Origin of the sequence: Nitrosovibrio sp. Nv4 (assembly GCF_900215485.1) — a bacterium.
In the GTDB taxonomy this organism is placed as follows: domain Bacteria; phylum Pseudomonadota; class Gammaproteobacteria; order Burkholderiales; family Nitrosomonadaceae; genus Nitrosospira.
In genome coordinates this window covers 528,769-554,017 of sequence record NZ_OCMZ01000001.1, presented here as the reverse complement: position 1 = coordinate 554,017, position 25,249 = coordinate 528,769, and the positions used below count along the sequence as shown (strand labels likewise).

24 protein-coding genes and 1 tRNA gene are annotated in these 25,249 nt (G+C 54.8%); 10 read left to right on the top strand and 15 right to left on the bottom strand.

Annotated features, from left to right (window positions below):
• The 5 genes from recX to CRO05_RS02410 all read left to right on the top strand — a co-directional run bounded on the left by recX (position 1) and on the right by CRO05_RS02410 (position 5,097).
• On the top strand, positions 1–453 hold the full coding sequence (gene recX / locus CRO05_RS02430) for a recombination regulator RecX (RefSeq protein ID WP_097065665.1): 453 nt from the start codon (positions 1–3) through the stop codon (positions 451–453).
• Complete coding sequence (locus CRO05_RS02425) at positions 450–800, top strand: hypothetical protein (protein ID WP_097065664.1); 351 nt, start codon at positions 450–452, stop codon at positions 798–800. The genes recX and CRO05_RS02425 overlap by 4 nt, the downstream gene beginning before the upstream one ends.
• 69 nt (positions 801–869) lie before the next feature.
• Entirely contained in the window at positions 870–3,458 is a 2,589-nt protein-coding gene (gene alaS / locus CRO05_RS02420; RefSeq protein ID WP_097065663.1) for an alanine--tRNA ligase, read from the top strand.
• 47 nt (positions 3,459–3,505) lie between these two features.
• Entirely contained in the window at positions 3,506–4,456 is a 951-nt protein-coding gene (gene trxB / locus CRO05_RS02415) for a thioredoxin-disulfide reductase (RefSeq protein WP_097065662.1), read from the top strand.
• A gap of 35 nt (positions 4,457–4,491) precedes the next feature.
• Positions 4,492–5,097 carry a Smr/MutS family protein gene (locus CRO05_RS02410; RefSeq protein WP_235001254.1) on the top strand — a complete coding sequence of 202 codons (606 nt, stop codon included), beginning with the start codon at positions 4,492–4,494 and terminating at the stop codon, positions 5,095–5,097.
• 87 nt (positions 5,098–5,184) lie between these two features.
• Here CRO05_RS02410 and CRO05_RS02405 read toward each other — a convergent pair whose 3' ends face one another.
• From CRO05_RS02405 to CRO05_RS02390, 4 genes are all read right to left on the bottom strand, one after another.
• Positions 5,185–5,580 (bottom strand): TraR/DksA family transcriptional regulator, encoded by a 396-nt coding sequence (locus CRO05_RS02405; RefSeq protein ID WP_097065661.1) that lies wholly within the window; start codon positions 5,578–5,580, stop codon positions 5,185–5,187.
• A gap of 144 nt (positions 5,581–5,724) precedes the next feature.
• The gene (locus tag CRO05_RS02400) at positions 5,725–6,258 is read right to left on the bottom strand and encodes a peroxiredoxin (protein ID WP_181319862.1); all 534 of its coding nucleotides are present in this window, start codon (positions 6,256–6,258) and stop codon (positions 5,725–5,727) included.
• 96 nt (positions 6,259–6,354) lie between these two features.
• Positions 6,355–6,858, bottom strand: a complete 504-nt coding sequence (locus CRO05_RS02395) for a transposase (protein ID WP_097065660.1) — start codon at positions 6,856–6,858, stop codon at positions 6,355–6,357.
• Positions 6,859–7,083: 225 nt separating this feature from the next.
• Complete coding sequence (locus CRO05_RS02390) at positions 7,084–8,376, bottom strand: MFS transporter (RefSeq protein ID WP_235001253.1); 1,293 nt, start codon at positions 8,374–8,376, stop codon at positions 7,084–7,086.
• A gap of 1 nt (position 8,377) precedes the next feature.
• Here CRO05_RS02390 and CRO05_RS02385 point away from each other — a divergent pair.
• A tRNA-Arg gene (locus CRO05_RS02385) sits at positions 8,378–8,453 on the top strand.
• Positions 8,454–8,559: 106 nt separating this feature from the next.
• Here the strand turns inward: CRO05_RS02385 and CRO05_RS02380 are convergent.
• Positions 8,560–9,162, bottom strand: coding sequence for a hypothetical protein (locus tag CRO05_RS02380; RefSeq protein ID WP_097065659.1), 603 nt, complete (start codon positions 9,160–9,162; stop codon positions 8,560–8,562).
• Between the two features lie 379 nt (positions 9,163–9,541).
• Between CRO05_RS02380 and CRO05_RS02375 the strand changes: the two genes are divergently transcribed.
• Positions 9,542–10,198: a hemolysin III family protein gene (locus CRO05_RS02375; RefSeq protein WP_097065658.1), complete on the top strand. Its 657-nt coding sequence runs from the start codon at positions 9,542–9,544 to the stop codon at positions 10,196–10,198.
• A 135-nt stretch (positions 10,199–10,333) separates the two neighbouring features.
• Here CRO05_RS02375 and CRO05_RS02370 read toward each other — a convergent pair whose 3' ends face one another.
• On the bottom strand, positions 10,334–10,795 hold the full coding sequence (locus CRO05_RS02370) for a glycine zipper 2TM domain-containing protein (protein WP_097065657.1): 462 nt from the start codon (positions 10,793–10,795) through the stop codon (positions 10,334–10,336).
• Positions 10,796–11,015: 220 nt separating this feature from the next.
• Here CRO05_RS02370 and CRO05_RS15285 point away from each other — a divergent pair, with 220 nt between their 5' ends.
• Positions 11,016–11,198 (top strand): hypothetical protein, encoded by a 183-nt coding sequence (locus tag CRO05_RS15285; protein WP_143860880.1) that lies wholly within the window; start codon positions 11,016–11,018, stop codon positions 11,196–11,198.
• 164 nt (positions 11,199–11,362) lie between these two features.
• On the opposite strand, the gene CRO05_RS02365 is transcribed toward CRO05_RS15285, so the two are convergent.
• Together CRO05_RS02365 and CRO05_RS02360 are read right to left on the bottom strand one after the other, a co-directional pair.
• Positions 11,363–12,835, bottom strand: a complete 1,473-nt coding sequence (locus tag CRO05_RS02365) for an SEL1-like repeat protein (RefSeq protein WP_097065656.1) — start codon at positions 12,833–12,835, stop codon at positions 11,363–11,365.
• A 303-nt stretch (positions 12,836–13,138) separates the two neighbouring features.
• Positions 13,139–13,636 (bottom strand): hypothetical protein, encoded by a 498-nt coding sequence (locus CRO05_RS02360; protein ID WP_097065655.1) that lies wholly within the window; start codon positions 13,634–13,636, stop codon positions 13,139–13,141.
• 178 nt (positions 13,637–13,814) lie between these two features.
• Between CRO05_RS02360 and CRO05_RS02355 the strand changes: the two genes are divergently transcribed.
• Both CRO05_RS02355 and CRO05_RS02350 read left to right on the top strand, forming a co-directional pair.
• Positions 13,815–14,579 (top strand): polyamine aminopropyltransferase, encoded by a 765-nt coding sequence (locus CRO05_RS02355; protein ID WP_097066616.1) that lies wholly within the window; start codon positions 13,815–13,817, stop codon positions 14,577–14,579.
• Positions 14,580–14,776: 197 nt separating this feature from the next.
• Positions 14,777–14,962 (top strand): DUF3460 family protein, encoded by a 186-nt coding sequence (locus CRO05_RS02350; RefSeq protein ID WP_090882951.1) that lies wholly within the window; start codon positions 14,777–14,779, stop codon positions 14,960–14,962.
• On the opposite strand, the gene CRO05_RS02345 is transcribed toward CRO05_RS02350, so the two are convergent.
• The 7 genes from CRO05_RS02345 to miaA all read right to left on the bottom strand — a co-directional run bounded on the left by CRO05_RS02345 (position 14,963) and on the right by miaA (position 25,107).
• Positions 14,963–16,165, bottom strand: coding sequence for an acetyl-CoA C-acyltransferase (locus CRO05_RS02345; protein WP_097065654.1), 1,203 nt, complete (start codon positions 16,163–16,165; stop codon positions 14,963–14,965).
• Positions 16,166–16,352: 187 nt separating this feature from the next.
• Positions 16,353–18,899 (bottom strand): 3-hydroxyacyl-CoA dehydrogenase/enoyl-CoA hydratase family protein, encoded by a 2,547-nt coding sequence (locus CRO05_RS02340; RefSeq protein WP_097065653.1) that lies wholly within the window; start codon positions 18,897–18,899, stop codon positions 16,353–16,355.
• A gap of 29 nt (positions 18,900–18,928) precedes the next feature.
• Entirely contained in the window at positions 18,929–19,357 is a 429-nt protein-coding gene (locus CRO05_RS02335) for an acyl-CoA thioesterase (RefSeq protein ID WP_097065652.1), read from the bottom strand.
• A 60-nt stretch (positions 19,358–19,417) separates the two neighbouring features.
• Positions 19,418–21,271 carry a long-chain fatty acid--CoA ligase gene (locus tag CRO05_RS02330; protein ID WP_097066615.1) on the bottom strand — a complete coding sequence of 618 codons (1,854 nt, stop codon included), beginning with the start codon at positions 21,269–21,271 and terminating at the stop codon, positions 19,418–19,420.
• Positions 21,272–21,342: 71 nt separating this feature from the next.
• Complete coding sequence (locus CRO05_RS02325) at positions 21,343–23,664, bottom strand: acyl-CoA dehydrogenase (RefSeq protein WP_200814312.1); 2,322 nt, start codon at positions 23,662–23,664, stop codon at positions 21,343–21,345.
• 89 nt (positions 23,665–23,753) lie between these two features.
• Positions 23,754–24,119, bottom strand: coding sequence for a BON domain-containing protein (locus tag CRO05_RS02320; RefSeq protein WP_097065650.1), 366 nt, complete (start codon positions 24,117–24,119; stop codon positions 23,754–23,756).
• A 64-nt stretch (positions 24,120–24,183) separates the two neighbouring features.
• Positions 24,184–25,107 (bottom strand): tRNA (adenosine(37)-N6)-dimethylallyltransferase MiaA, encoded by a 924-nt coding sequence (gene miaA / locus CRO05_RS02315; RefSeq protein WP_219909429.1) that lies wholly within the window; start codon positions 25,105–25,107, stop codon positions 24,184–24,186.
• Between the last annotated feature and the right edge of the window lie 142 nt (positions 25,108–25,249).

Sequence of the window (25,249 nt, the reverse complement as noted above, 5' to 3'; positions counted from 1 at the left end):
ATGGCACACAAACCGAGTCTGAAAACCCGCGCCCTCGGTTATTTGGCCCGACGGGAACATTCCCGGCTGGAGCTGGAAAGAAAGCTTGCTCCTCATGCCCAAACTTCCGAAGAACTTTCCACCATGCTGGATGCGCTTGAGCAACGCGGCTTTCTCTCAGCCGCGCGCATGGTCGAGCACGTGATACACGTCCGCAAAAGGAAGTTCGGCAGCCTGAGGATAATGCATGAGTTGCGTGAGAAGGGTATAGCAGAGAATTTAATCGCCGAGGCGTTGCCTAATATCAGGGAGACTGAGCAGGATAGCGCGCGCGAAGTCTGGCGGAAAAGATTCGGTGGGATGCCTGCCAATGCGAAAGAACTCGGCAGGCAAACGCGCTTCCTGATGGGACGGGGATTTACGGCGGAGGTAATACATCAGGTATTGCGCCAATCTGTTGAGGATGAATCATGACAAAACGCCTGGCCACAATCGTGCTGGCAGCGGCAACTATAGTGGTTCTGTTGGGCGGTTGCGATCGCATCAATGCGACGCCCATCAGTGAAATCAATATGTCCCCGGCAAATTTCGACGGCAAGGAGATCATGCTTCACGGCACGGTGAAAGAGCCTACCCGGCTTCCGTTATTGAACATGAAGTCCTATGTGTTGAAAGACGATAGCGGAGAGATTGCCATCCTGACCGAAGGCGATCTGCCCAGAATGAACGAAGAAATTAATGTGAAGGTGAAAGTAGCAAATATTGCGATCATCAATGGTGAACCGTTGGGAACGACGGTAACGGAAGTGGAACGGCGGTAAACTGACAGCAGGCAGAAATGCGGTTGAAGCAAGGCCGATCGGCCAGTAGTTGTTAATCAATGACTCGAGATGAAAAGCAGCGAAATACGCCAAAAATTTCTTGAATTCTTTGAATCGCACGGTCATACGATCGTCGCGTCGAGTCCGCTCGTTCCCGCCAACGATCCCACGCTCCTCTTTACCAACGCGGGCATGGTGCAGTTCAAGGATGTATTTCTTGGCCACGACAAGCGGCCGTATGTGCGCGCTGCGAGTTCGCAACGCTGCGTACGGGCGGGCGGCAAACACAATGATCTGGAAAATGTAGGCTATACCGCGCGGCATCACACCTTTTTCGAGATGCTGGGCAATTTCAGCTTTGGCGACTATTTCAAGCGCAACGCCATCAAGTTCGCCTGGGAATTTCTCACCGTTACCTTGGGGGTGCCACGGGAGAAACTATGGATAACCGTGTATGCGGAGGATGACGAAGCTGCCGATATCTGGCTCAACGAGGTGGGGATCGACGCCTCGCGGTTCAGGCGCATTGCGACGACGGACAACTTCTGGCAGATGGGCGAAACCGGCCCCTGTGGCCCCTGTTCCGAAATTTTTTACGACCATGGTCCGGGGATTCCTGGGGGCCCGCCCGGCGCGCCCGACGCGGATGGGGATCGCTATATAGAAATCTGGAACCTGGTATTCATGCAATACAATCGGGACAGCGCGGGCACACTGCATCCGCTGCCCAGGCCATCGGTGGATACCGGCATGGGACTGGAGCGTATTTCGGCGGTTATGCAGCAGGTTCACAGTAATTATGAAATAGATTTATTTCAGGAACTGATCAAGGCGGCGGCGCAAGTTACGAACACGGCTGATTTGCATAGCAACTCGCTCAAAGTGATTGCCGATCACATTCGTGCCTGTTCTTTTCTTGTTGTGGATGGCGTGATTCCCGGCAACGAGGGCCGCGGCTACGTTCTCCGCCGCATTATCCGCCGCGCCATTCGCCACGGCTATAAACTTGGGCAGAAACAGCCTTTCTTTCATCTCCTGGTGGAAGCTCTGGCGAGCGTAATGGGACCGGCCTACCCGGAACTGATGGAAGCCAGGGTTCGCGTGGTGGCGGTACTGAAGCAGGAGGAGGAGCGTTTCGCCGAAACGCTGGAAAATGGAATGCAGGTTCTGGAAGCCGCACTGCGCCGGGGCGACCGCATGCTTGATGGCGAAACCCTTTTTCGCCTCTACGATACTTTCGGTTTTCCGCTCGATCTCAGCGCGGATATCGCGCGTGAGCGGGGTGTGGAGATAGACAAGGCCGGTTTTGAACAAGCAATGGAGCGCCAGCGTGAGCGCGCCCGGGCGACGAGCAAATTCACCATGCAGGAAGGCGTAACGTATAGCGGACCTTCAACGGCTTTTTATGGCTACGAGAGCCTGCAGCACGAAGGGCAAATTCTTGCCATCTATAAGGAAGGCAGTCGGGTCGATTTCATCGAGGCGGGAGATGAGGCGGTGGTCGTGCTGGATAAAACACCGTTTTATGCCGAGTCTGGCGGACAGGTTGGGGACTGCGGTGAACTGCTCGCCGCCAATGGCACCTTTGCCGTATCCGATACCCAGAAAATTCAGGCGAACGTATTCGGGCATAAGGGACTGCTGCGCAGCGGGCGTCTTGCAAGCGGCGACATCGTGCTGGCGCAGGTCAATCCCGAAGCGCGGGCGCGCACCGAGCGCAATCATTCAGTCACGCACTTGATGCACAAGGCACTGCGTCACGTATTGGGTGCTCATGTACAGCAGAAAGGCTCGCTCGTTGATGCCAGCAAGACGCGCTTTGACTTCACGCATAACCAGCCGGTGACGGATGCAGAAATTAGACGGGTGGAAATGCTGGTAAACGCCGAAATCCTGGCTAATGCGGCTACGGAGGCGCGCGTGATGACGATAGAGGATGCAAAAAAAACAGGGGCGATGATGTTGTTCGGCGAAAAATACGGCGACGAAGTGCGCGTGTTGGACATTGGCACTTCAAGCGAGTTGTGTGGCGGCACGCACGTTAAACGTACGGGCGACATCGGGCTCTTCAAGATCGTGGCCGAATCCGGCGTGGCTGCAGGCATCCGCCGCGTGGAAGCGGTGACGGGCGAAGCAGCTCTGGCTTACATTCAGGAACAGGAATTGCAATTGCAGCAGGTGGCGGATGCGGTGAAGGCCCAACCGCAGGAAGCAGCCGCGCGCATCATGCAAATTCTCGATAACGTCAAAAATCTCGAAAGAGAGCTCGGACGCATGAAATCCAAGCTTGCCAGTTCGCAAGGCGATGATCTTGCCGGGCAGGTTCGTGAAGTCAAAGGCGCAAAAGTGCTGGCGGTTTGTCTTGAAGATGCGGATTCCAGAACCCTGCGGGAAACGCTGGACAAGTTCAAGAATAGGTTCCAGTCCTCCGTCGTGGTGTTGGGCGCAATTGAGGATGGACGAGTCAAGCTCATTGCAGGCGTCACTGCCGACCTGGCAACGAAAGTGAAGGCAGGTGAACTGGTCAATTTCGTGGCCCAGCAGGTGGGTGGAAAGGGTGGGGGGCGCGCCGACATGGCCCAGGCAGGCGGCACCCAGCCAGATAATCTGCCTGCAGCCCTTGATAGTGTTGCCGGCTGGATTGAGCAACGGTTATAACCGCCATCCTCTTTATTTAAAAAAACAAACCCCAATAACTTAAAATAATGACTAGCAAACACTCCCGCCTCCTCATCCTCGGCTCCGGCCCAGCCGGTTATAGCGCAGCAGTTTATGCCGCTCGCGCCAACCTCAGGCCTGTACTCATCACCGGCATCGCGCAGGGCGGCCAGCTCATGACCACGACCGATGTCGATAACTGGCCGGCTGATGCGATGGGCGTGCAGGGCCCGGAGTTGATGGAACGCTTTCAGAAACATGCGGAACGCTTCGACACTGAAATCGTTTTCGATCACATTCACACAGCCAAACTTACGGACAAGCCCATTACCCTGATCGGTGATCAGGGTACCTATACTTGCGACGCGCTGATCATAGCGACCGGCGCTTCTGCTAAATACCTGGGGTTGCCCTCAGAGGAAGCATACATGGGCAGAGGCGTATCCGGCTGCGCGACCTGCGACGGCTTTTTCTACAAGGGGCAGGATGTAGCCGTTATCGGCGGCGGCAACACGGCCGTGGAAGAGGCGCTTTATCTTTCCAACATCGCACGCAAGGTTACCGTTGTGCATCGCCGCGAGAAATTCCGGTCGGAAAAAATCCTGATAGACAAATTGATGGGAAAGGTAAAAAACGGCAACATTACGCTGGAACTCAACCATGTACTGGATGAGGTGCTGGGCGATGATGCCGGCGTTAACGCGATGCGCATCAAAAACCTTCAGGACAGTTCCACCAAGACCCTGGATTTGCAAGGCGTATTCATCGCTATCGGGCACAAACCCAACACCGATATTTTCCAGGGGCAACTGAAAATGGAAAACGGTTATATCATCACTCGCAGCGGGAATCATGGCAACGCCACCGAGACCAGCATTCCCGGTGTGTTCGCGGCGGGCGATGTACAGGATCATATTTACCGCCAGGCGGTGACCAGCGCGGGAACGGGTTGCATGGCGGCGCTTGATGCGGAAAAGTATCTGGATGTTCTGACCTGAGCAGCGATTGAGCAACTACAGTTTGAGAAGTTCGTATGAAACGGCCGGACAAGCCCGCAATGGGTTATGCGGTTCCACCGAAAACGGAACCGAAGATCGACGACGACGCTGTCTTGTTCCGCAGTGCGGTTCGGGACGTTGCGCCGCTGGCTGCGTCCGGTAAAGTCGTCCTCACAGGCAGGCATCCCCAGCCAATTCCGCGCCAGGCTCAAGATGACAGACAACCCGGGTCGGAGGATTCACTCTCCGACCATGTCCCGTCGGAGATGGCAACAGGCGATGAAGGATCATTTCTACGTCCTGGCCTGTCGCGCCAGACTTTGCGGCGGCTTCGACGCGGCTACTGGAAAATTCAGGCTGAACTTGACTTGCACGGATTCACACGTGACGAAGCGCGGCAGCAACTGGTGTTTTTTCTGGATGCCAGCCGGAATCGGGGCTTCCGTTGTGTACGGGTGATACATGGCAAAGGGCTCAGCTCCAGGAATCACGAACCGGTTTTAAAAGCCAGAATTGGAAGTTGGCTCTCGCAACGAGATGATGTGCTGGCTTTCTGTCAGGCCAGGCCCGAAGATGGAGGCAGCGGCGCAGTGCTCGCGCTGCTCAAGGTTTCGGTATTGCAAAAAACGGAACATTTCTGAAAAGCACGAATTGCACGGCAACAATCTTTTGGGAAGATTCGTGAGCAAAGATGCGGGGCTAAAAAAGCTCATCCCGGTGCTTCCCGGCTAAAGGGTTGGGTTCGGCTCGTGAGAATAGGTTTTCTCATGCAATTCCTGACAACGCACACATCTTTCAGCGGTGGGAAGGACCATCAAGCGTTCGAAGCCAATTTCACCGCCGCACTCGATACAATCACCGAAATCCAGTTCCGCCAACCGCCTCAGCGTAACTTCCACCCCTCGCATCTCGTTTACCTGACGGTCTACAAGCGCAGCGTCCACGTCCACTAACATGTCAGCCACCGACTCATCGCCCGGATCAGCCACGCTGCCCGCCAGATCGGCATAACGCTGATCTCCCGAGCGTTCCAGTTCCCCTCGGACTTCTTCCCGCAATTCCAGATACCGGCGCTGCAGCATTTCTTTCAGTTGCGCTAATTGGTCTTCGCTCAGTTTTGCCATGATGGATTATCTCCTATGTCCCTTGCCGCCATTTGCCGCAACCCGCGGATTCATTCCTCTATAAGTATGGCCGATAGTCGGTAAATTGCACTGGGAAGTTTTGCAACGTCAAAAGTGACAAGCCGGTTTTATGAATCTCCAGGATTACGAACCTTTCAGCTTTTTCAAATCCTCGATTACTTGAGCAGAGTTGCGCGAAGTGCTGGCCGATAGATAAATTCTGGCGATCCTGCCTTCCGGGTCGATCAGAAAAGTGTTGCGCTTGGCCATACTGCCGTCACCCCGAAGCGAACCATATCGCGCGGCCATTTCGCCCTTGCTATCCGCCAGAAGCGGGAACGGAAGATTATATTTTTTGGCGAAACTTGCATGACTCTCGGCATCATCCACACTCACCCCAACCACCCGCGCACCCAGGTCTTTAAGCTCGCCGATATCGTCACGAAATTTACAGGCCTGTTCGGTGCAGCCCGGCGTGTCATCCTTGACATAGAAATACAACGCCAGCCACTGGCCCCGAAAATCCACCAGCTTACGTGTTTTGCCGTCCTGATCGGGAAGGCTGAAATCCGGCGCCGGCTGACCTACCTTGAGCGCAGGCGCCTCGGCACGTACCGCATGACTCGAGAACAACAGAACCATCGCCATCAATACTGCAAACATTTTCAGTGATTTCATAACACCCCTCTATCTTTGTAGGATGGGTGGAGCGAAGCGCAACCCATCAAATCGCAACCCATCATTCACACCTCACCGAATTTTCCCTCGCCTGTCTCACCATTTCCACCCCAGGTTCTCAGGATACATGCCACCTTCAACGTAAGGATGAAACGTTGAATACTTCCAATCCGCAACCTGCTTTACAAGCCGTTGTTTGACCGGATTGTAATGAATATAATCCATGTGACGTTGCCAATCTCCCTCGTCCCGCAACGTATGCTCCCAATAACGGCGCTGCCAAACGCCGCGTTCACCCTTCAGCATTTTGCTGTGAGAGCGAGAATTACTATTCGCCAAACTGCGCGAGAACGCAGCTTTGATGCGCCGCCAGCGTTCGGGATAATTAGCATCTTCGCGCAGTAACGTCCAGATACAATGCAAGTGCTCGGGCAGAACTACGATCGCGTCAAGGCTGAAGGGGTATAAGACTTTAACGTGGCGAAACGCTTGGCGTAGGCTATCGACGTGATCCACCAGCAGACGCTGGCTTCGATCTGCCAGCGCCACTGTAAAAAAATAGCTACCACCTTTGACGAAATTGCGCCGGTATTCGGTCATGGATCAATATGTCGTATTGCCTGGTCTTGATGGGTTTCGCTCCCGCTTCACCCATCCTACGCAAAACTGTCGCTCCCACTTTCAGTTAGAGTTCATAGGAGCGGTTATGAAACTTACTGTGGAACCGCTCCTGTTAGCGCTGTGGTAGCTTTTGTAGGATGGGTGAAGCGGGAGCGAAACCCATCGTTTCCTCTAAAATACAGACCATCTCCAATTCCTATCCTTTCATCTATCCACCACATTCAATTTCCTGACTGGCCAAGCCCACACTCGCAACAACAGCGCCGCGCAAGCTGCCAACCCACCTGCAAAAAAGAACGCCATCGCCGCGCTTTGGAGCTGCCAGATCGATCCGAACAGCAATCCCGCAGGAATCGCTGCAATGCCTACCATCAGATGATACCAGCCGAAAGCGGTTCCTCTCTCGCGAGGGGCTGCGTAATCGCTGATAATGGCTCGCTCTGCCCCTTCGCTCATGCCCGCACAAAGGCCATAAAAAATGCTTACTGCCCACAGCCCCGCACCATACTCAACCATGCCAAGCATCAGGAACGAGAGCGAGAATGTCGTCCAGCCGATCAGCATCAGCGTCCCGCGCCCCAGGCTATCAGCCAGTTGCCCGCCCCAAGTGGAAGTGGCGGCTTTGCAAAGATTCAACGCCGACCACAGTAATAATAATTCGACTGTGCCCACACCCAATTGGTGCCCCAGCAGCAGGATAAAAGTCTCCGAAGCGCGGGCAAATGTGAATAGCATCAGCACCAGAAGGTAGCGCCGCATCGGCAAGGATAATACGGACCAGCGCAAAGGCGGCAGTACTACGGGAGCAGAAGCAGCAGGATAATTGGCGGAAGCTTTTTCATCCTGCACACCCACCCCCAGCAGCAGCACCGCGACAAAGCCCGGAACCGCTGACCACAGAATCACCTCGGTCAGGCTCAGGCCCGACCATGCCAGCACAGCTGCCGCGGCCAGACTTCCCGCCACCGCCCCGCCATTATCCATGGCCCGGTGATAACCAAACGCATAGCCGTGCATTCCGGGTGGTGTCGCATCCGCCACCAGTGCATCGCGCGGCGCACTGCGAAGGCCCTTGCCGACGCGGTCGATACTGCGCAATACCAGAATCATTGGCCAGGAACCCGCCAGCCCAAGTAAGGGCCGGGCAATGTTGGAAAGTGTATAGCCAGTCACCGCCAGCCCTTTGCGCCGCCCGCTCATGACGTCCGAATGCCGCCCCGACCACAGCTTGAGCAGGCTCGCTATTGCATCGGCAACACCCTCGATCAAACCCAGCGCCACCGGCCCCGCGGTCAGCACAGTCGCCAGTAATATCGGAATAAGCGGAATGACGATATCGGAAGCGAAATCGTTGAAGAAACTGACCAGGCCGAGAACGATGACGGTACGCGGCAGTTTTTCGTGTTTTCTTTGATCAGCGGAGCCGCTGTCAGGATTGCTTGGAGGTGGGGAGCCGGGTTTATCCATAACCCGAATATTAGCGTAAAATGCAGCCACGGCCCTGGTAGCTCAGTGGATAGAGCAACCCCCTCCTAAGGGGTAGGTCACACGTTCGATTCGTGTTCAGGGCGCCAATCAAGACTCAGCCGGAACCGCGGCTTCCTGAGTTATCTCTACATTCTCTCAAGTGCCGTGTTCTCCAGTTGACGTGCTCTGTGTAAAGATCCTGACTTGGGTCATCTAGTCTGGCTTTAGCAACAGTTTAGGGACGATCTCGAGGATGCCGGCAGCCGTCAATACTTCCTCGCGGCTCATGCTCGCCACAGTATGACGCCAGTTTTCCATCCACCGGGATCGCGTAAAGTCGACGGACAAATGACCATTATCGATCAGCCAGACCAGTTTTCGGATAACATCCTGAATCCGTGGCGTCCCACCGGGAATATCAAAATAATGCAGCACCAGCTTCCCACGATTGGCGCAGAAGTGGATTTCCTTGAATGTACGAAGCGCGAGGATCATATAGTCGATTAGCGATTGCCAATAAATGTCGTCGTATTTTTTCCAGGATGGAATCATGAAGCGATTATAGGCCGAATTGCATTTTCCCTTCTGTGGCAGATCGCGCTCGAGCAGGACCTGCACAGGCAGGAGTTGGTCTTCCGCGATTTGCGACAGAACGACATGCAAGCGTTCCCGCTGCTGGACCCTTACAATTTTTTCGATTTGCTCAAGCAGGCGGCCTTGTCCCGGTTCATGGCTCACCGTTTCCAGAATATCCTGAAAGGTCAAATAAGACCGAGGAGGGTCTGCCTGTGCCGCTGAATCAGAATGTGCGTTCATGTGCACCTCCACAATGGTTTGACGAGTCGCGCAGATAGATTGATATTGAATATTAGTATCGTGGATTGCATTAAGCAGGGAATCTTGCCGCCTGCCTGCCGCGATTACACCAAAGTTGCACAGACAACAGAAAAGCCTTGCCACCTGGGTGAGGTAACGTTACGGTAACGGGTGACGTAACGGTGACGCTTCCAGATACAGAAGCAGATAAAAATAAGAAGAAAGCTACCCCTCTCCCCCTGATTTTCACGTCACCAACAAACTCCAAGCCCCAGACGATGCAAAGCCAATTGCGTGTCAAGAGTGTCAACCTTGGGTAAAATCTTAATACGTCAGAATTTAGGACGTTGCTGAAACCGTGTAACAGAAGGGAGCTGGCATGCGCATTTTGCTTGCTGGCCCTATGCGTGAGCAGTCGCGAGCGGAAGAAATCGCGAACAGCATCAGCCACGGCATAGCGCTGGTTGCCGCATTTGTAGGAAGCCCATTCCTCATCACGCATGCCGCAAGGCACGGGGATACTGCCTTCCTTATCGGCACATGCCTCTTCTCGGCAACCACGATACTTCTTTACCTTTCTTCTACCCTCTACCATGCCTTCCCGGCCGGTAAGACCAAGCGAGTTTTTCGGGTTTTCGAGCATTCCGCGATCTTTCTTCTTATCGCTGGCACCTATACACCATTTACGCTTGGGGTACTGCGTGGCGCATGGGGCTGGACACTTTTCGGAGTTGTTTGGTCTCTTGCCATAGCTGGTGTGGCACTGAAGGTATTCAGCAAGAGGCCACATCCTATATTTTCGACCAGTCTTTATCTATTGATGGGGTGGCTTGTCCTGATTGCAATCGAACCGTTATCTACCAGGATGCCAGCAGTGGGGATGTCCTGGCTGGTGGCGGGAGGCCTGTCTTATACCATCGGCGTAATCTTTTTCGCAACCGATTCGCGGCTACTTTATGGCCACCTGATCTGGCATCTGTTTGTTATAGCAGGTACTGCGTGCCATTTCATAGCAGTGCTTTGGTATGGAGCCTGATATCCAGGTCAACTGAACACACCCAAGCAAAGCGAAAATATGGGCCAGGACAGTTTATCGAACTTTCTCGCCATAATGAGGTAAGCCGACTAGCCGATCCGATGTGATAATAACCACCTCATCTGGCACTCCACCCTACTCCTTGCAACTCTTCACATCCTCAGTAACCGTCTTCCCATCTTTCAGCACAACGGTTTGCCTGATCGTCTTGCATTCGCGATCCTCGCTCGTTCCTACGACCTCGGCCTTGCCCTTCACGCCACTATCGGTGTTGCTGAAGGTCTGCGTTTGATTGGTTTCGTATGCCCGCTGCGATGTCTCTGCCATTCGCCGTTGATCGTCCTGGCCAAGGTGGCCTCCAATCTCGGAGCCGAGGTAGTATCCGCCAACCCCGCCGGCGACAGCGCCGATGATGCGGCCGGCGGTCCCACCGCCCAGATAGCTGCCAAGATAGCTTCCCCCAACAGATCCGGCGACGCCGCCAAGAATACCCCCAAACCGTCTTGTTTCCGCTGACTGGCACGCCGCAAGGAGCATGAACAGGGCTAATACGATCACCCGCTTGAACCATGCCATCGAGATTAATGTTCCATCCATGATATTTCCCTCCAAAATTTTATCTGACCTCTGATTCGTTTTTGCCCAAGGTGTCGGGACGCCGGTTCTGACGCCGCATGATCCATCTTTCTCCGGACTCGTGCCGTGCCGAGTCACATACGGGAAACAGGGTGCTGGATGACGCAATTGACAACTCCCTGTCGTACAGGATAAATTCCAGGTTATTTTGTTTTGCCTGTTTTATATTAGAAGAATTGTGATGAGAATAAAGAGAATAGTCTCCCTGGGTATGCTTCTGGCCGTGCTTCCGATGCTTTCGGGTTGCTGGTATGTGGTCGCGGGAGGAGCTGGCGCCTATGGGGGATACAAGATGAAAGAAAAAGGCTATACGCTGCAGAACCCGATTGCCAAGGAGAAGCGCAGTACGCAATCGTCCAAGTAGTCCGGCTTCAGGCATATTTGGTCTCGCCTTCGATTCTCCCTGACTCCCACTCTTCCTGATCTTCCGGCGGCTATCCTTTCGTATCCTGTTGCGAGGCCAGCCACCTGTTTTTCAGGCGGCTTTCAGGCGGCCTCGCCGCTCGGCGATAAGCCTATATGAGCGCATTACTTCTGATGCGCTCTTGCCCACTCTTCCGCTTGTCGCTGCGCATCGGCAATTTGCACCGGCGTCATCAACTTTTCCATCAACTCGCGGTTCTCTTTCGCATCCTCATAATCCCCCGCGCTGGCAATGTTGAACCACTTATCCGCTTCGACATAGTCTTGTGGAACGCCACTGCCCTTGTAATATAGCACTCCCAGATTCGTTTGTGCTCCGGGATGACCCTGCTCGGCTGCCTTGCGATACCAGGACAAGGCCTGCGCGTAATCCTGGGGCACTCCCTGACCATTGTCATATTTCACGCCTAAACTGTATTGCGCCCTCGCATATCCCTGTTCGGCTGCCTTGCGATACCAGGATAACGCTTGCTGCTCGTCCTTTTCAACGCCGCGGCCTTCGTCGTACCTTACGCCCAGGTTGTATTGGGCATCAGGATCTCCCTGCTCAGCCGCCTTGCGATACCAGGTTACCGCTTGCTGTTCGTCCTGTATGGCGCCTTTGCCCGTGGCATGCATGACGCCGAGATTGAATTGCGCAGGCGCGTAACCCTGTTCCCCCGCCTTGCGATACCAGGATGCGGCTTCATAATCGTCCTGTTCTATCCCCCGGCCTTTGGCATACGCAACACCAAGCTTGAATTGCGCCCTTGCATATCCCTGATCCGCGGCTTTCCGGTACCAGTGGGCCGCCTGCTTATAGTCCTGCGTAATCCCTTCGCCAGCTGCGTACATGACGCCGAGATTGAACTGCGCGTCCACATTGCCTTGCTCGGCGGCTTTGCGATACCAGGACACGGCCTGCTGATCGCTCTGTTCAACGCCGCGGCCTTTCGCATACAGTACGCCAAGTGCGTATTGCGCGTCGGCATATCCCTGCTCGGCAGCCTTGAGATACCAGGATGCGGCTTGCCGATCATCCTGTCCGACTCCCTGGCCTTTCAGGTACATGAATCCGAGAATAGCCTGAGCGGGCGCGTGCCCCTGCTCCGCGGCTTTGAGATACCAGGAGAGGGCCTGCTGATAGTCATGGGCAACCCCCTGGCCTTTTGCGTACATGACACCCAGATTGTACTGTGCTACTGCGTATCCCTTGTCCGCAGCCCTGAAATACCAGAGCATGGCCTGCTGATAGTCCTGCTCGAGCCCCTGGCCTTTTAGGTACATGAACCCCAACATGGATTGCGCCGGAACGTCCCCCTGCTCAGCCGCCTTTCGATACCATTTCGCCGCCTGTTCATGGTCCTGCGGGACGCCGCGGCCTTTCGCGTACAGGACTCCCAGATTGAATTGCGCATCCGCGTTTCCGTTCTCGGCAGCCCTTCTGAAAGATTCCGCAGCTCTGGCGTAATCCTTGCTTAGAACGAACTGCATTCCATCCTCGAAATCTCCGGCAAAAGCAGCGAGGTTCAGAAATGCCAGTATCAGCCCTGTTATTGTCGGTCCCGCTATCGTCAGTGGTATCGATAAGCGCCTCATTTGCACACCATTATTCCGCCAACTCCCGTGTTAGAACTGCCATCCGCCACGCCTCGCGAGCTTTTTCGCTATCAATGCTTTTTGCTCCATCGTCTAAAACTCGAACTTTAACTTGAAAAGCCCCGGATGTGCTGGCCGCTACCAGAACGCCATTCTAACGCGGAGCGCCTCCAAAAATTGCATGCGCGACACGACGAAGTGATTTATCGTTCGGAGTTTTTATCGTGAACGGTGGTTTTGCTCTGCTAACTTCTGACGAGGGGTCGGCGGCTGCGAAGGTGAAACGAGAGATCCTGCGTATTTTTACGGATTCGAACAGGCTTTCAGCTTCTCCCACGCTATATCGCTCTCGTATTTCTTGCCGTTCAACGTGGCGAATACGGTTGCATTGTCGGTCCTTTTTATCATCAGGACAAAAGAATAGTCGGGATTGATATCGCCGCGGGCGTCAGCATCTGGCTTGTATTGCTGAATCTTGGGAGGCGGTGGGCCATGACGGAAAACCGCGTCAGGGTTTAAGGGTGAGTTGCGCGCATATGTGCCCGGTAACGAGCCATATGCATAGGCATAAATTTCTGTTGCCTCCAGATCCGGATATCTGCGTACATCATATTGCAGGCCGCGGATTAACCACCGGTTATCCGATTGAAGGTTGCTGATGACACAATGTGCAAGCGCAGGATGACTTCCCGCAAATTTTGCTCCACGAGCTTCGGTTTTCTCTTTTAAGCCAACGCCTGCGCAGGCAGTCAAGAGGCACGCTGATAAAAGCGGGGCTAAAGCTATAATGAGTTTGTTCATGCTTGACGCTCGATCGCGATCCTGTGTTTGCAGCGAATTAATCAAGTGTACCGTTCGTCGTTCTCGTGAATGATAACCGGATTCAGCAACGGCTCTTTCCTTGCTAACCGTGTCATGTAAACGTAGGCTAAAAATATCGGGTTGTAAAGATCATTGAACTGTATTCATGGGTAGGCGCATGAGTTCTGTATACGAATTTTCGAAACGGTCCAGCCAATCGGACGCCGATGTTCAACTAAGTGAGCAGGGCGGAGTGCGTTTACTCCATCTGGGCGGAAGCAACGTGCAGAGCGCCATGCGATTGACCGCGCCGCACGAACTCGAACTCGCCTATACGCAATGCATGATGGGTTTCATGCTGTTCCATCCCAGCCCGGAAAATATTCTGATGATCGGTCTTGGGGGAGGATCGCTGGCCAAATTCATCTATCGTCGGCTGCCCCTGACCAAAACTACTGTGATTGAAATCCATCCCGAGGTGGTAACTGTGGCGCGTAGTTATTTCTTTTTGCCAGCCGATGACGAACGCCTGCAAGTGGTGATTGGCGAGGGCGGCGAATATATCGCCAGTCATCCCAGCAGCGCGGATGTGCTGATGGTTGACGGTTTCGATGACTGCCGTCAGGTTCCTTCGCTTTGTAGCCAGGATTTCTACAATCGCGCTCGCGAAGCATTGAAAAAAAATGGCGTGCTGATTGTTAATCTTCTCAGCAGGGATAAAGGATTTCAGGATTATATAAGGCGCATAGAGCATGCTTTTCCCGGTTGTGTTGCCACATTAACGGTTGAGGCGCACGGTAATCTGATAGTGTTTGCCTTCAAGCACAGCCCCGGCAAGCAAGTCTGGGAAGACCTGCAAACGCGCACTACAAAACTGGAAGCAGAACTTGACCTGCCGTTTACCAGGTTCGTAAGAAAATTACATCAGCGCAAGCCCTTCTGAGCCGCTCTGTCGCACCGTTTTTTTGAGGGGATGAATGGAGCATTGAGCCGTAACCCATCAGCTGCGGACGGGCCGCGCATGCTCGGCCGTGCTACACGCAAAGCTTACCACTTCAACATACGCAGATTGCTGCTATAACGCTCTGTTTATGGTAAAGTTTCAGGTTCGCAATAATAAAGAAAGGAGAGAATCAGACTATGAAACTGTACGAATCGGACCACACCAAATTCATGCGCGAATTGTTTGAAAAAAACCCGAAACTGGCCGAGGATCAGAAAGAAGCACGGGCCATCTGGTGGGATAAGAAACTGGACCTGGAAGAGCGTAAGCGCTTCAAGGAATCCGCTGTGGCGCAGAAAGCCTACGTCTATTTCGGAAAATAATCATAGCGCTTCGAACACGCCCGCAGCACCCATGCCGGTTCCGACGCACATCGTAACCATGCCATATTTCTTGTTATGCCGGCGCAGGCCGTGCAGCAGCGTGGCGACGCGGATCGCGCCCGTAGCGCCCAGGGGATGACCGAGCGCGATCGCGCCGCCCAGCGGATTGACCTTGGCACGGTCCAACCCCAGATCATTGATAACCGCCAGGCTCTGGGCTGCGAAAGCTTCGTTCAATTCGATCCAGTCGAGATCGTCCTGTTTTAAACCAACCTGTTTCAGCGCCTGAGGTATTGCCTTGACCGGCCCTATACCCATAATCTCAGGCGGTACGCCAGCCACCGAGTACCCTAAAAAACGACCTATAGGCGTAAGATTGAAGCGCTTCAATGCGGCTTCGCTCGCTACGACCACTGCGCCCGCGCCATCCGACATTTGCGAGCTATTGCCCGCCGTTACCGAGCCATTGGACGCGAACACCGGCTTCAGCGTAGCAAGAACCTGCGGACTGGTTCCGGGGCGCGGGCCTTCATCCGTGTCCCGTACCACGGATATGTCCCGGACTTCATGCGAAGCCAGATCGGGCCGTTTTTCCTCCACGGTATAAGGCGCGATTTCCTGCGTGAATTCCCCTGTTTCAATAGCTTTGAGCGCTCTTGCATGGCTTGTTACGGCAAATTCATCCTGTGCCTCACGGCTGACTTGCCATCGCTGCGCGACTTTTTCCCCGGTTATACCCATGCCATAGGCGATGGCAACGTTTTCATCCCTCTGGAATATCGCCGGGTCCAAGGCCATCTTGTTACCTGACATCGGTACCATGCTCATGCTCTCGGTGCCGGCAGCGATAATCACGTCAGCGTTCCCCAAGCGGATGCGGTCGGCAGCGAGCGCTACCGTCTGCAGGCCGGATGCACAGAAACGATTGACTGTCATTCCGGGGACGTTATTGGGTAATCCTGCGAGCAAGAGCGCAATACGGGCGACATTCAAACCCTGTTCCGCCTCCGGCATGGCGCAGCCGGCAATAACATCTTCAATGGCCGCCGGATCGAGCCCTTCACATTGTCCCACCGCAGCTTTCAACACATGTCCCAGCATGTCATCCGGCCGCACGGTTTTGAACATGCCGCGCGGCGCCTTGCCCACCGGCGTTCGCACGGCGGCAACAATATAAGCTTCCTGAGTTTGTCTGGTTGTCATCTCTGTTCCCTTTAACTCTAATTCGTAAGACCCCGATGGCACCCGTTGGCTTTAATTCAGAGCAATTAGAGCGCCGGATTGGCGAATCGTGCGATAGGTGACGCGTTCTTTATCAGAGGCAGCCTTATAAGCTCGAAAATCCCGATGAGGTTGCTTGGGAACCGAGGCGCGAATTTTCATGAATAGCCTAATTCCTCAGCGGCTTCCCGGTTTTCAGCGTGTGTGCCACGCGAGCCTGCGTCTTCTCGGTCGCGAGCAATTCTATGAATGCGGTACGCTCCAGCTCCAGAAACCAGTTCTCGTCGACCAGACTGCCGGGGGTTAGCTCACCTCCGCACATGACATGAGCGAGTTTCGATCCGATCAGATAATCATGCTCCGAGATGAAGTTGCCTTCGCGCATGTTCACAAGCATGCCCTTGATGTTGGCGATACCGGTAGAACCAGCCACGGTAATATTCCGGGCTTTTAGCGGAGGACGGTAGCCCGCTTCCGCCAGTGCAAGCGCCTGCGCCTTCGCGACATGAAGCAGTTCGAACCGGTTCATCACTATCGTGTCTGCACGGCGCAAATACCCCAGTTCCTTCGCCTGCTCGCCGCTTTTTGCCAATTGTGCGGTTGCCACGCTTTGAAAATAATTTTTCAGCAATGGAAAAGGATCGCCATCTTTTGCATCCTGCGATGCTCTCAGGGCAAGTTCCTTGCAGCCGCCGCCTGCTGGCACTAATCCCACGCCAGTTTCCACCAGGCCGATGTAACTTTCCAGCGTGGCAACCGCGCGGTCGCAGTGCATCACGAATTCACAGCCGCCGCCCAGGGCAAGCCCATCCACTGCCGCTACAGTTGGGATCATCGAGTACCTGAGATCCTGGGAGGTTTGCTGGAACTGCGCCACCATCGCTTCCACTTCCGCCAGTTTTCCCGCCATTAGCGCATCGGCAAGATTAAGGCTGCGCGCCGCCTTGAGCACAGCGGATTGAGCTGTTTTCCTGAGTTTTTTTGCCAATGCGCTCAAGGCGGAAGGCGGTTCGCCGCTTTTCAGGCGCTCCGTCGCTTTTTGAAGATTGGCGCCAGCGGAAAACGGAGGCTCGGTTTGCCAGATCACGAGTGCGCGCCAGTTCCGCTCCGCTTCTTCTATGGCCTGTTGTACGCCATCCAGTACATCGCTGCCAATGGTATGCATCTTGCTCTTGAAGCTGAGAATGGCAATACCGTCATCGCCCGCTCCGTTATCTCCGGGCTCGGCGGCGGTATGCCACATCCGCACCGCGTCGGTTTCGAATATGGTGTGGCCGTAATATGGCTCATCGCTCAGTAACCGCTCCGGAAACAACTGCCGGCGATATACGGGCAATGCCGAACGCGGCCGGAAAGTGTGCGTGGATGGTGCGTAAGAACCTTGCGCCCTGTGGACGCCCTGTATATCCTGATTTGCGGCTTGACTGACACTTTGACCCAGATCCCCCACCCATTGGGGCAGAGGTGTATCGCTCATGCTTTTGCCCGCAGCGATATCCTCGTTTATCCACTCCGCAACGTCGCCCCACCCCGCTGCCTGCCAGATTTCGAACGGGCCGAGATTCCAGCCAAAACCCCAGCGTATTGCAAAATCGAGGTCACGTGCATTATCGGCGACTGCATCGAGATGAATCGCGCAATAGTGAAACAGATCGCGGAATATTGCCCACAGGAATTGCGCTTGCGGATGTGGGTTGACACGCAGTGCGCCAAGCTTGTCTGCGGGATCCTTGTGTTTGAGCAACTCCCTTATATCGTCGTCAGCCGTACCTCCAGAGAGGATATATTCCTTTTTGGCAAGATCCAGCACATGAATTTCCTTGCCTTTTTTCTGATATATCCCGCGCCTGGTTTTCTGTCCCAGGGCCTTTGTTTCTATCAAGCCTTGCAACCAGCCGGGCACGGCGAAGTATCTATGCCATGGATCATCCGGTAATGTGTCGCGCATGGTATCGATCACATGTGCGAGGATATCGAGCCCTACCACATCGGCGGTGCGGAAAGTCGCGCTTTTTGGACGGCCGATGAGAGGACCGGTCAAGGCGTCCACCACATCAAACGCCAGGCCGAACTCTCTGGCGTGATGCATGGTGGCGAGTATTGAGAATACGCCTATCCGATTGGCGATAAAATTCGGTGTATCCTTTGCCCTGATCACGCCTTTGCCGAGATACGTGACCAGAAAGGCTTCCAGGTCGTCCAGCATTGCGGTGTCGCTCTCCGTGCAGGCGATCAGCTCTGCCAGATGCATGTAGCGCGGGGGATTGAAAAAATGGATGCCGCAAAAACGGTGACGCAGGTTTTCCGGGAACGCCTTTGCCAGTTGATCGATGGAGAGCCCGGATGTGTTGCTGGCAAAAATGGAATGCTCGCCGAGATACGGCGCTACTTTCTTGTATAACTCGCTTTTCAGGTCCATGCGCTCGGCGATGGCTTCGATCACGATATCGCAATCCCTGAGCTGCTCCAGGTTCTCGCCGTAGTTTGACGGCTGAATGGAGGCTGCCTTCGCGGAGATCGACAGCGGAGCGGGGTCCTGTTTCTTCAGATTCTCTACCGCCTTGACCACATTGGCGTTGGGATTGTCCTGCTCGGCGGGAAGCTCGAATAACAATGTCTCGACATTGGCATTGATCAGATGCGCTGCGATCTGCGCTCCCATTACCCCGGCGCCCAGAACAGCGGCTTTGCGCACGATGAATTTGTGATTATTCAAATCTGCCTCCAGTTCGATCCCGTTTTATCTTATTCCGGCGGAACGACGCGCGGCCTCCGGTTCTCGTCTACCGCCACGTAGGTCAGCACCGCCTCGGTCACCATGCAGCAGGTTTCCTCATTTCCTTGACGCAATCCCCGCTGGGAATAAACCACGACATCCACGGTAATGGACGTGCGTCCAACCTTGACGATGCTGGCATAGAAACTCACGACATCCCCGACAAACACCGGCTGTTTGAACACGAAGGAATTCACCGCCACCGTCACCACGCGACCGCGGGCCCGGCGGATTGCCGGAATACTGCCGGCAATGTCCACCTGCGCCATGATCCAGCCGCCGAATACGTCCCCGGCATAGTTCGTATCCGTCGGCATTGGCACCAGACGCAGTATCGGATCTCCTCCTTCGGGTAGCGATGTGGGTAGTGATGTTTGAATTTCTGCCTCAGCGTTCATTTATGCCTCAAGTGTTGCAGTTTCCTGGATGGGGGGAGTGAAACGTGACCCATCATCCGGCTAATGTCCCTCGTAGAGCCGTTCCACTTCAGCGCGATAATGGTTCAGCACGTGCCTGCGCCGCAATTTCAGGGTAGGCGTCAGCATATGGTTCTCGATAGTCCACGGCTCCTTCGCCAGCCCCACGCGGTATATTTTCGCGTAACCGGGAAATTCTTTTATCTGACGGGCGATTCGTTCCAGCAAAATTTCTTCAAGCGAATGATCCCGCGCCAGACGCCGCCAATCGCGATCAAGATTATATTGCCCGGCCATGTTTTCCCAATTGCCGGAATTCAGGACTACCAGCGCGCTTAAATATGAACGGCCTTCGCCAATTACCATCACTTGATCGAACAATGGATCACGCAAAATCGCCGCTTCCATATTCGCGGGTGGAATTTTCTCGCCTGTGGACATGACGATGATTTCCTTCAGGCGCCCGGTGATGGTTACCCTGCCATGCCCATCGATATGGGCGATGTCGCCGGAGTTGAGCCAGCCGCCAGGCGCCATTACCGCTTTAGTGGCCTCGGGATCGTTCCAGTAACCCAGCATTACGTTGGGGCCGCGGATCAGCAGGGCATTGTTTTCGCCAAGTTTTACTTCCACCCCCGGGATGGGACGGCCCACACTGGTCGGAACGTTGTCATCAGGTGTGTTGCAGCATACCACGGGGCTGCTTTCAGTCATCCCATAGCCTTGCAGAATGGGGAGCCCCAAGCCGATAAAAACCCGCGAGACATCGCCCGACAAGGCTGCGCCGCCGCTCATTGCCGTGCGCAGCCGCCCGCCCAGTTTGTTCATTACCTTCTTCGCCACCAGCTTTTCCAGCAGCGGCCACAACAGATGGGAAAAATGCCGGGGGCCGCGCCGCTGCTGATACTCAAAGCGACCATAGCCGACATCTACTGCCAGCTTGAACAGTTCCCTGCGCAAAGCCGGCCCTTCCGCCAGCGCGATTTGAATTCCCGAGTAAATCCGCTCATAGATTCGAGGTACCGAAATCAGGATAGTCGGCCGGATAGTCCGCAAATCCTCCTGCAACAGGTGAACCGAACGGGCATAAGCGACGGTAGCGCCGCGCATTATCGGGACATAGTAACCGACTGTTCGCTCGAAGGTATGCGACAGCGGCAGAAATGAAAGCAGCAGATCGTCCTGTCTGATAGGCACGACCTGGAGGGAGCTATAAGCATTCGTAAGGATATTGTAATGGCTCAACATTACGCCCTTGGACCGGCCGGAGGTACCCGAGGTATAGATGATCGTGGCAAGTTCATGTGGATCACGATCGGCACGCTGTATCGCTTCAGCTTCTTCCGGCGGCCGCTCCGGCATTTCTTCCCCCGATCTGTCCGGCAACCAGTCATGCAACGCGAGCACGAGGTCGTCGTCGGTTTTTCTGGGACTCGCCTGGATCGTAATGACGCGTACGAGATTGCCGATCTGATCCCGCACATCGGAAAATGCTTGCCATTGTGCCAGTTCTTCCAGCAACAATACCTTGACACCCGCATCATGCAGGATATAGGCGGCGTTTTCCGGGCGATCCGCTGTATAAAGCGGTACAAGCACGAGTCCGAGTCTCAGCGCCGCGTGCTCGAACATTACCCATTCCGGGCAGTTTCTTAACATCACCGCCACCCGGTCGCCGGGGTCAAGCTTTTCCCGGGAGAACGCAGCTTGCCAATGTGCGATGCGTTCATCCATCTGCGCCCAGGTGAGATCACGCCATTTGCCGCTGGACCGATCGTAATCGCGGTAGGCGACCATTTCGGGGGAACGGCGCACTCGCTCGCGAAACAGGCCGTCGAGCGTTCGGGCGGTCTCTACCGGGATAATGTCAGTCAGGTCTGGTTGTCCGGTTTGCATGATGTTTTCCGTATGCTGTTGTTTTTGACCCGCGGGATTATTGCGGCGAGCCCCTGCCTTCCATGCGCTACTCATGCAGTTGATTGCGCCGGCGCAGCTTCCGGTACCATGACTGATGCGCCACCAAAATCCGGAGGAAAATCGTCTACCATAATGACACGGCGGCGCAATGATTTCATTTCCCCCATCAGCTCCAGTTCCGATGTGGTGATGACTCTCTGCTTGAGAGCAGCCGCAATTCTTTCGTCGCCCTGAGCTGGAATTCGGCCTGTCTTGACTGCGGCGCGCAACTTGGCTTCCACTGCTTCGCACACCATTGCGCACTGTAGGGCCTGTTCCAGAATGCCCAGCGGTTCGTCAGCGGATGCAGGCACATAAATCCCCGCGGTAAGCCGGTCACGTGCTTCCCCTGGGGACAGCATCAGCTTGGCTACTTCATGGCCCAGCTTATCTGAAGGCGGTGAAAACGGCATGCCCCAGGGGAATATCATAAAACGCAACACTCGCCCCGCGACAACACTACCGGGAAAATTATCGAGCAATCCCTCGAATGCCTGCTGCATGCGATAAAGTGCATCTTGCATGGACCAATGCAGCAGGGGTGAGTCGGCGGCAGGCCGGCCGTCGTCTTTATAACGTTTAAGCGTTGCCGAGCATAAATAAAGCATGCTGAGAATATCGCCAAGGCGGGCAGATATTCTTTCCTTCCGCTTCAGGGTCCCTCCCAGGATCAGAAGGGAGATATCGGCGAGAAAAGCGAAAGCGGCAGAGAAACGCATCAGCTGGCTGTAATAACGCTGCGTTTCAGGGCCTACGCTGCCGGGAGCACTCGCAAGAGTACCGCCGGTAAGTCCATGCAGCAGGGTGCGCAAGCCATTGCCGAGTGTGAAAGCAACGTGCCCGCTGAACGCCCGGTCAAATTGCACGGAGGCGCGCACTGCATCGGCATCATTGGCAGCCTGAATTTCCTTTAGCAGGTACGGGTGACACCGTATGGCTCCCTGACCGAAAATAATCATATTGCGAGTGAGGATATTGGCGCCTTCCACTGTGATGCTGACGGGGATATGCTGATAGTTGCGCCCCAGATAGTTGCTGGGCCCAAGGCAAATACCCTTGCCGCCATGCACATCCATTGCGTCGTTTATCGCCTGGCGTCCACGCTCAGTAAGATGATATTTGACAATGGCCGAGATGACCGAAGGCTTTTCACCCAGATCCACCGCCCCAGCCGTCATTATTCGCGCAGCGTCCATCATGTAAGTATTGCCGCCGATTCTTGCCAGCGCTTCCTCAACGCCTTCAAACCGTCCGATTGGCATCTTGAACTGCACTCGCACCCTGCCATATGCGCCGGTGGTGCGCGCCGCCAGCTTGGCCGCGCCGGTGCTGGTGGCAGGCAGGGAAATCGAACGCCCGACGGCCAGGCAGTTCATCAGCATGCGCCAGCCGCTGCCCACTCCTTCGAGCCCTCCGATTACCCATTCCATCGGGATGAATACGTCTTTCCCCGAATTGGGGCCATTCTGAAAAGCGGCATCGAGCGGGAAATGACGCCGGCCGATGTTTATTCCCGGCGTACTGGTGGGAATAAGCGCCAGTGTAATCCCCAGGTCCTTCTCGTTGCCCAATAGCCCATCCGGGTCATGCAACTTGAAGGCGAGGCCGAGGAGCGTTGCGACCGGTCCAAGGGTGATGTAGCGTTTTTCCCAGTTGATCCGTATGCCCAACACGTGTTCATCGCCATTGAATTCGCCATGACAGACGACGCCGGTATCGGGAATTGCACCCGCGTCAGAGCCGGCATCCGGCCCGGTAAGCGCAAAACAAGGCACTTCCAGCCCTTTTGCCAAGCGTGGCAGATAATGATTTTTTTGCTCCTCCGTGCCGTATTGCAGCAACAGCTCTGATGGCCCCAGCGAATTCGGCACCATCACCGACACCGCCGCGGTTCCGCTGCGCGAGCTGATTTTCATGACCACCTCGGAATGCGCCAGTGCCGAGAAGCCGTGGCCACCATATTGCCGGGGGATGATCATCCCGAAAAAACCGTTGTCCTTGATGAATTGCCAGACATGGGGCGGCAGGTCATATAGCTCGCGCGTAATTCGCCACTCGTCCAGCATCGCGCACAATTGTTCGACCGGACCGGCAAGAAAGGCTTTTTCCTCGGCGCTGAGTTTCGGTTTGGGATAAGCCAGCAATTTGTTCCAGTTCGGCCTGCCGCTGAACAGTTCTCCATCCCACCATACCGTTCCCGCATCCAGCGCTTCCTGCTCGGTTTGCGAAACCTGCGGCAGGATTTTGCGGAAAATTTTGAGCATGTGGTTCGAAATGAGCGCGCGACGCACCGGCGGAACGAAAAGAATAACGCCGATGATCAGAACCAGCATCAGAAGCAGAGAAGAAATCAAGATAATTTTCCTGCGTAGTTTTGCTATAGCTGTATCACTAACTACCCTCTACGGGACTTCGGATAAAATCAACTACCCGCTGTGTCTGCTGGCGCCGCCCCGCTTCTTACGCTCATTTTATTGTCTACTTTCTTGACGCCTTCAGCCATCCACGTGAGCATGTTTACCCGCTCCAGCTGGGTTTCGTTGTCCGCAAAACCGCTGAGCATGATCTTGCCATCGTTTGCCTCGACTTTGACATCCAGATGTCTTACCTCGGGGTCGGCCAGTAACGCAGCCTTTATCGTGCTGTTGAGGGTGCTATCGTCTACCTGCCCCTGTGCTGGAGGCTCCACCCAGGATTCATGCACTTTTTCGGATTTTCCGCAACCGGCGACCGACAGGGCGCCAACAAGGGTTACGGCTAGAACAATCAATCCGTATCTATCGTTCATTTTGTTTTTCCTTCAGAATTTATTTAAAGAAATATCAACCGGGCCATCAAATAAATCATCCCGATTATGAAGCCTCTGCAGGTTTCAAGCCAGTATCCAGGAGATACCTGTGTACCTGTTGCGGCAAATTTTCTTCCAGGCAATCGAATTCCTGTATTTCTTTCATGGAACGCAACCAGGTGAGCTGCCGCTTGGCCAATTGCCGTGTGGCGGCCAGTCCCGTTTCCCGCAGTCTTTCCGCATCGATTTCTTTTTCCAGATACATCAATACTTGCCGATAGCCGACGCAGCGCATCGAAGGGCTTTCGGCGTTGAGTTCGAATTTATCACGGATTGTGCGGACTTCGTCGATTAATCCCAGTTTGAGCATTTGTTCGAAGCGTTGCGCAATGCGTTGATGCAGCAACCCGCGATTAGAGGGAATGAGGGCGATCTTGACTACGCGATAAGGAAGAGAAACGCGTCTGGGCTTCTTCAGAATTTCCGACATGGGCTTGTCGGTGAGATAACACACTTCGAGCGCGCGCTGAATGCGCTGGCTATCCGCAGGCTGGATGCGCGCCGCACTGACGGGATCCAGCCGCGACAACACCTTGTGCATCGCGAGCCAGCCGTGTTCTTCTGCTTTGGCTTCGATTATCTCGCGCACGCCGCTATCTGCGGAGGGAAGCTCCGAAAGACCGTCTAGCAGAGCCGTGAAATAAAGCATGGTCCCACCGGTCAGCAGCGGAATATTGCCTCGTTGCATAATCTCGCGCATTGCCCCAAGCGCGTCACTGAGGAATTGCGCCGCGGAATAACGCGCCTGTGGCTCAATCAGGTCGATGAGATGATGCGGCACCGCAGCCAGGGATTCCGCGTCGGGTTTCGCCGTACCGATATCCATGTGCCGATAGACCTGGGCCGAGTCCACGCTAACGATTTCCACTGGTAAATACCGGGCGATTCCCAGCGCGATATCGCTTTTGCCGCTTGCGGTGGGACCCATCAGAAATATTGCCGGCGGTAGGTCGGCCAGATGAGGATTTTGGACTTTTATGCTTTGCTGTGTCACAGGTAAACGGCGCGGGACCGGCTTATGTTGGTAGCAGGATGCCCGCAAAGCCATTTTTTGCTTTTTTAACGACGCC

Coding starts and splice junctions, on each gene's coding strand:
- CRO05_RS02425 (WP_097065664.1), top strand. CDS start 450: ATGACAAAACGCCTGGCCACAATCGTGCTGGCAGCGGCAACTATAGTG.
- CRO05_RS02350 (WP_090882951.1), top strand. CDS start 14,777: ATGAAACTGTACGAATCGGACCACACCAAATTCATGCGCGAATTGTTT.
- CRO05_RS02405 (WP_097065661.1), bottom strand. CDS start 5,580: ATGGCAAAACTGAGCGAAGACCAATTAGCGCAACTGAAAGAAATGCTG.
- CRO05_RS02325 (WP_200814312.1), bottom strand. CDS start 23,664: ATGCTGGTTCTGATCATCGGCGTTATTCTTTTCGTTCCGCCGGTGCGT.
- miaA (WP_219909429.1), bottom strand. CDS start 25,107: ATGGGTCCCACCGCAAGCGGCAAAAGCGATATCGCGCTGGGAATCGCC.
- CRO05_RS02370 (WP_097065657.1), bottom strand. CDS start 10,795: ATGGATGGAACATTAATCTCGATGGCATGGTTCAAGCGGGTGATCGTA.
- CRO05_RS02365 (WP_097065656.1), bottom strand. CDS start 12,835: ATGAGGCGCTTATCGATACCACTGACGATAGCGGGACCGACAATAACA.
- trxB (WP_097065662.1), top strand. CDS start 3,506: ATGACTAGCAAACACTCCCGCCTCCTCATCCTCGGCTCCGGCCCAGCC.
- CRO05_RS02360 (WP_097065655.1), bottom strand. CDS start 13,636: ATGAACAAACTCATTATAGCTTTAGCCCCGCTTTTATCAGCGTGCCTC.
- CRO05_RS02355 (WP_097066616.1), top strand. CDS start 13,815: ATGAGTTCTGTATACGAATTTTCGAAACGGTCCAGCCAATCGGACGCC.
- CRO05_RS02400 (WP_181319862.1), bottom strand. CDS start 6,258: ATGAAATCACTGAAAATGTTTGCAGTATTGATGGCGATGGTTCTGTTG.
- CRO05_RS02335 (WP_097065652.1), bottom strand. CDS start 19,357: ATGAACGCTGAGGCAGAAATTCAAACATCACTACCCACATCGCTACCC.
- CRO05_RS02345 (WP_097065654.1), bottom strand. CDS start 16,165: ATGACAACCAGACAAACTCAGGAAGCTTATATTGTTGCCGCCGTGCGA.
- alaS (WP_097065663.1), top strand. CDS start 870: ATGAAAAGCAGCGAAATACGCCAAAAATTTCTTGAATTCTTTGAATCG.
- CRO05_RS02380 (WP_097065659.1), bottom strand. CDS start 9,162: ATGAACGCACATTCTGATTCAGCGGCACAGGCAGACCCTCCTCGGTCT.
- CRO05_RS02410 (WP_235001254.1), top strand. CDS start 4,492: ATGAAACGGCCGGACAAGCCCGCAATGGGTTATGCGGTTCCACCGAAA.
- CRO05_RS02395 (WP_097065660.1), bottom strand. CDS start 6,858: ATGACCGAATACCGGCGCAATTTCGTCAAAGGTGGTAGCTATTTTTTT.
- CRO05_RS15285 (WP_143860880.1), top strand. CDS start 11,016: ATGAGAATAAAGAGAATAGTCTCCCTGGGTATGCTTCTGGCCGTGCTT.
- CRO05_RS02320 (WP_097065650.1), bottom strand. CDS start 24,119: ATGAACGATAGATACGGATTGATTGTTCTAGCCGTAACCCTTGTTGGC.
- CRO05_RS02375 (WP_097065658.1), top strand. CDS start 9,542: ATGCGCATTTTGCTTGCTGGCCCTATGCGTGAGCAGTCGCGAGCGGAA.
- CRO05_RS02330 (WP_097066615.1), bottom strand. CDS start 21,271: ATGCAAACCGGACAACCAGACCTGACTGACATTATCCCGGTAGAGACC.
- recX (WP_097065665.1), top strand. CDS start 1: ATGGCACACAAACCGAGTCTGAAAACCCGCGCCCTCGGTTATTTGGCC.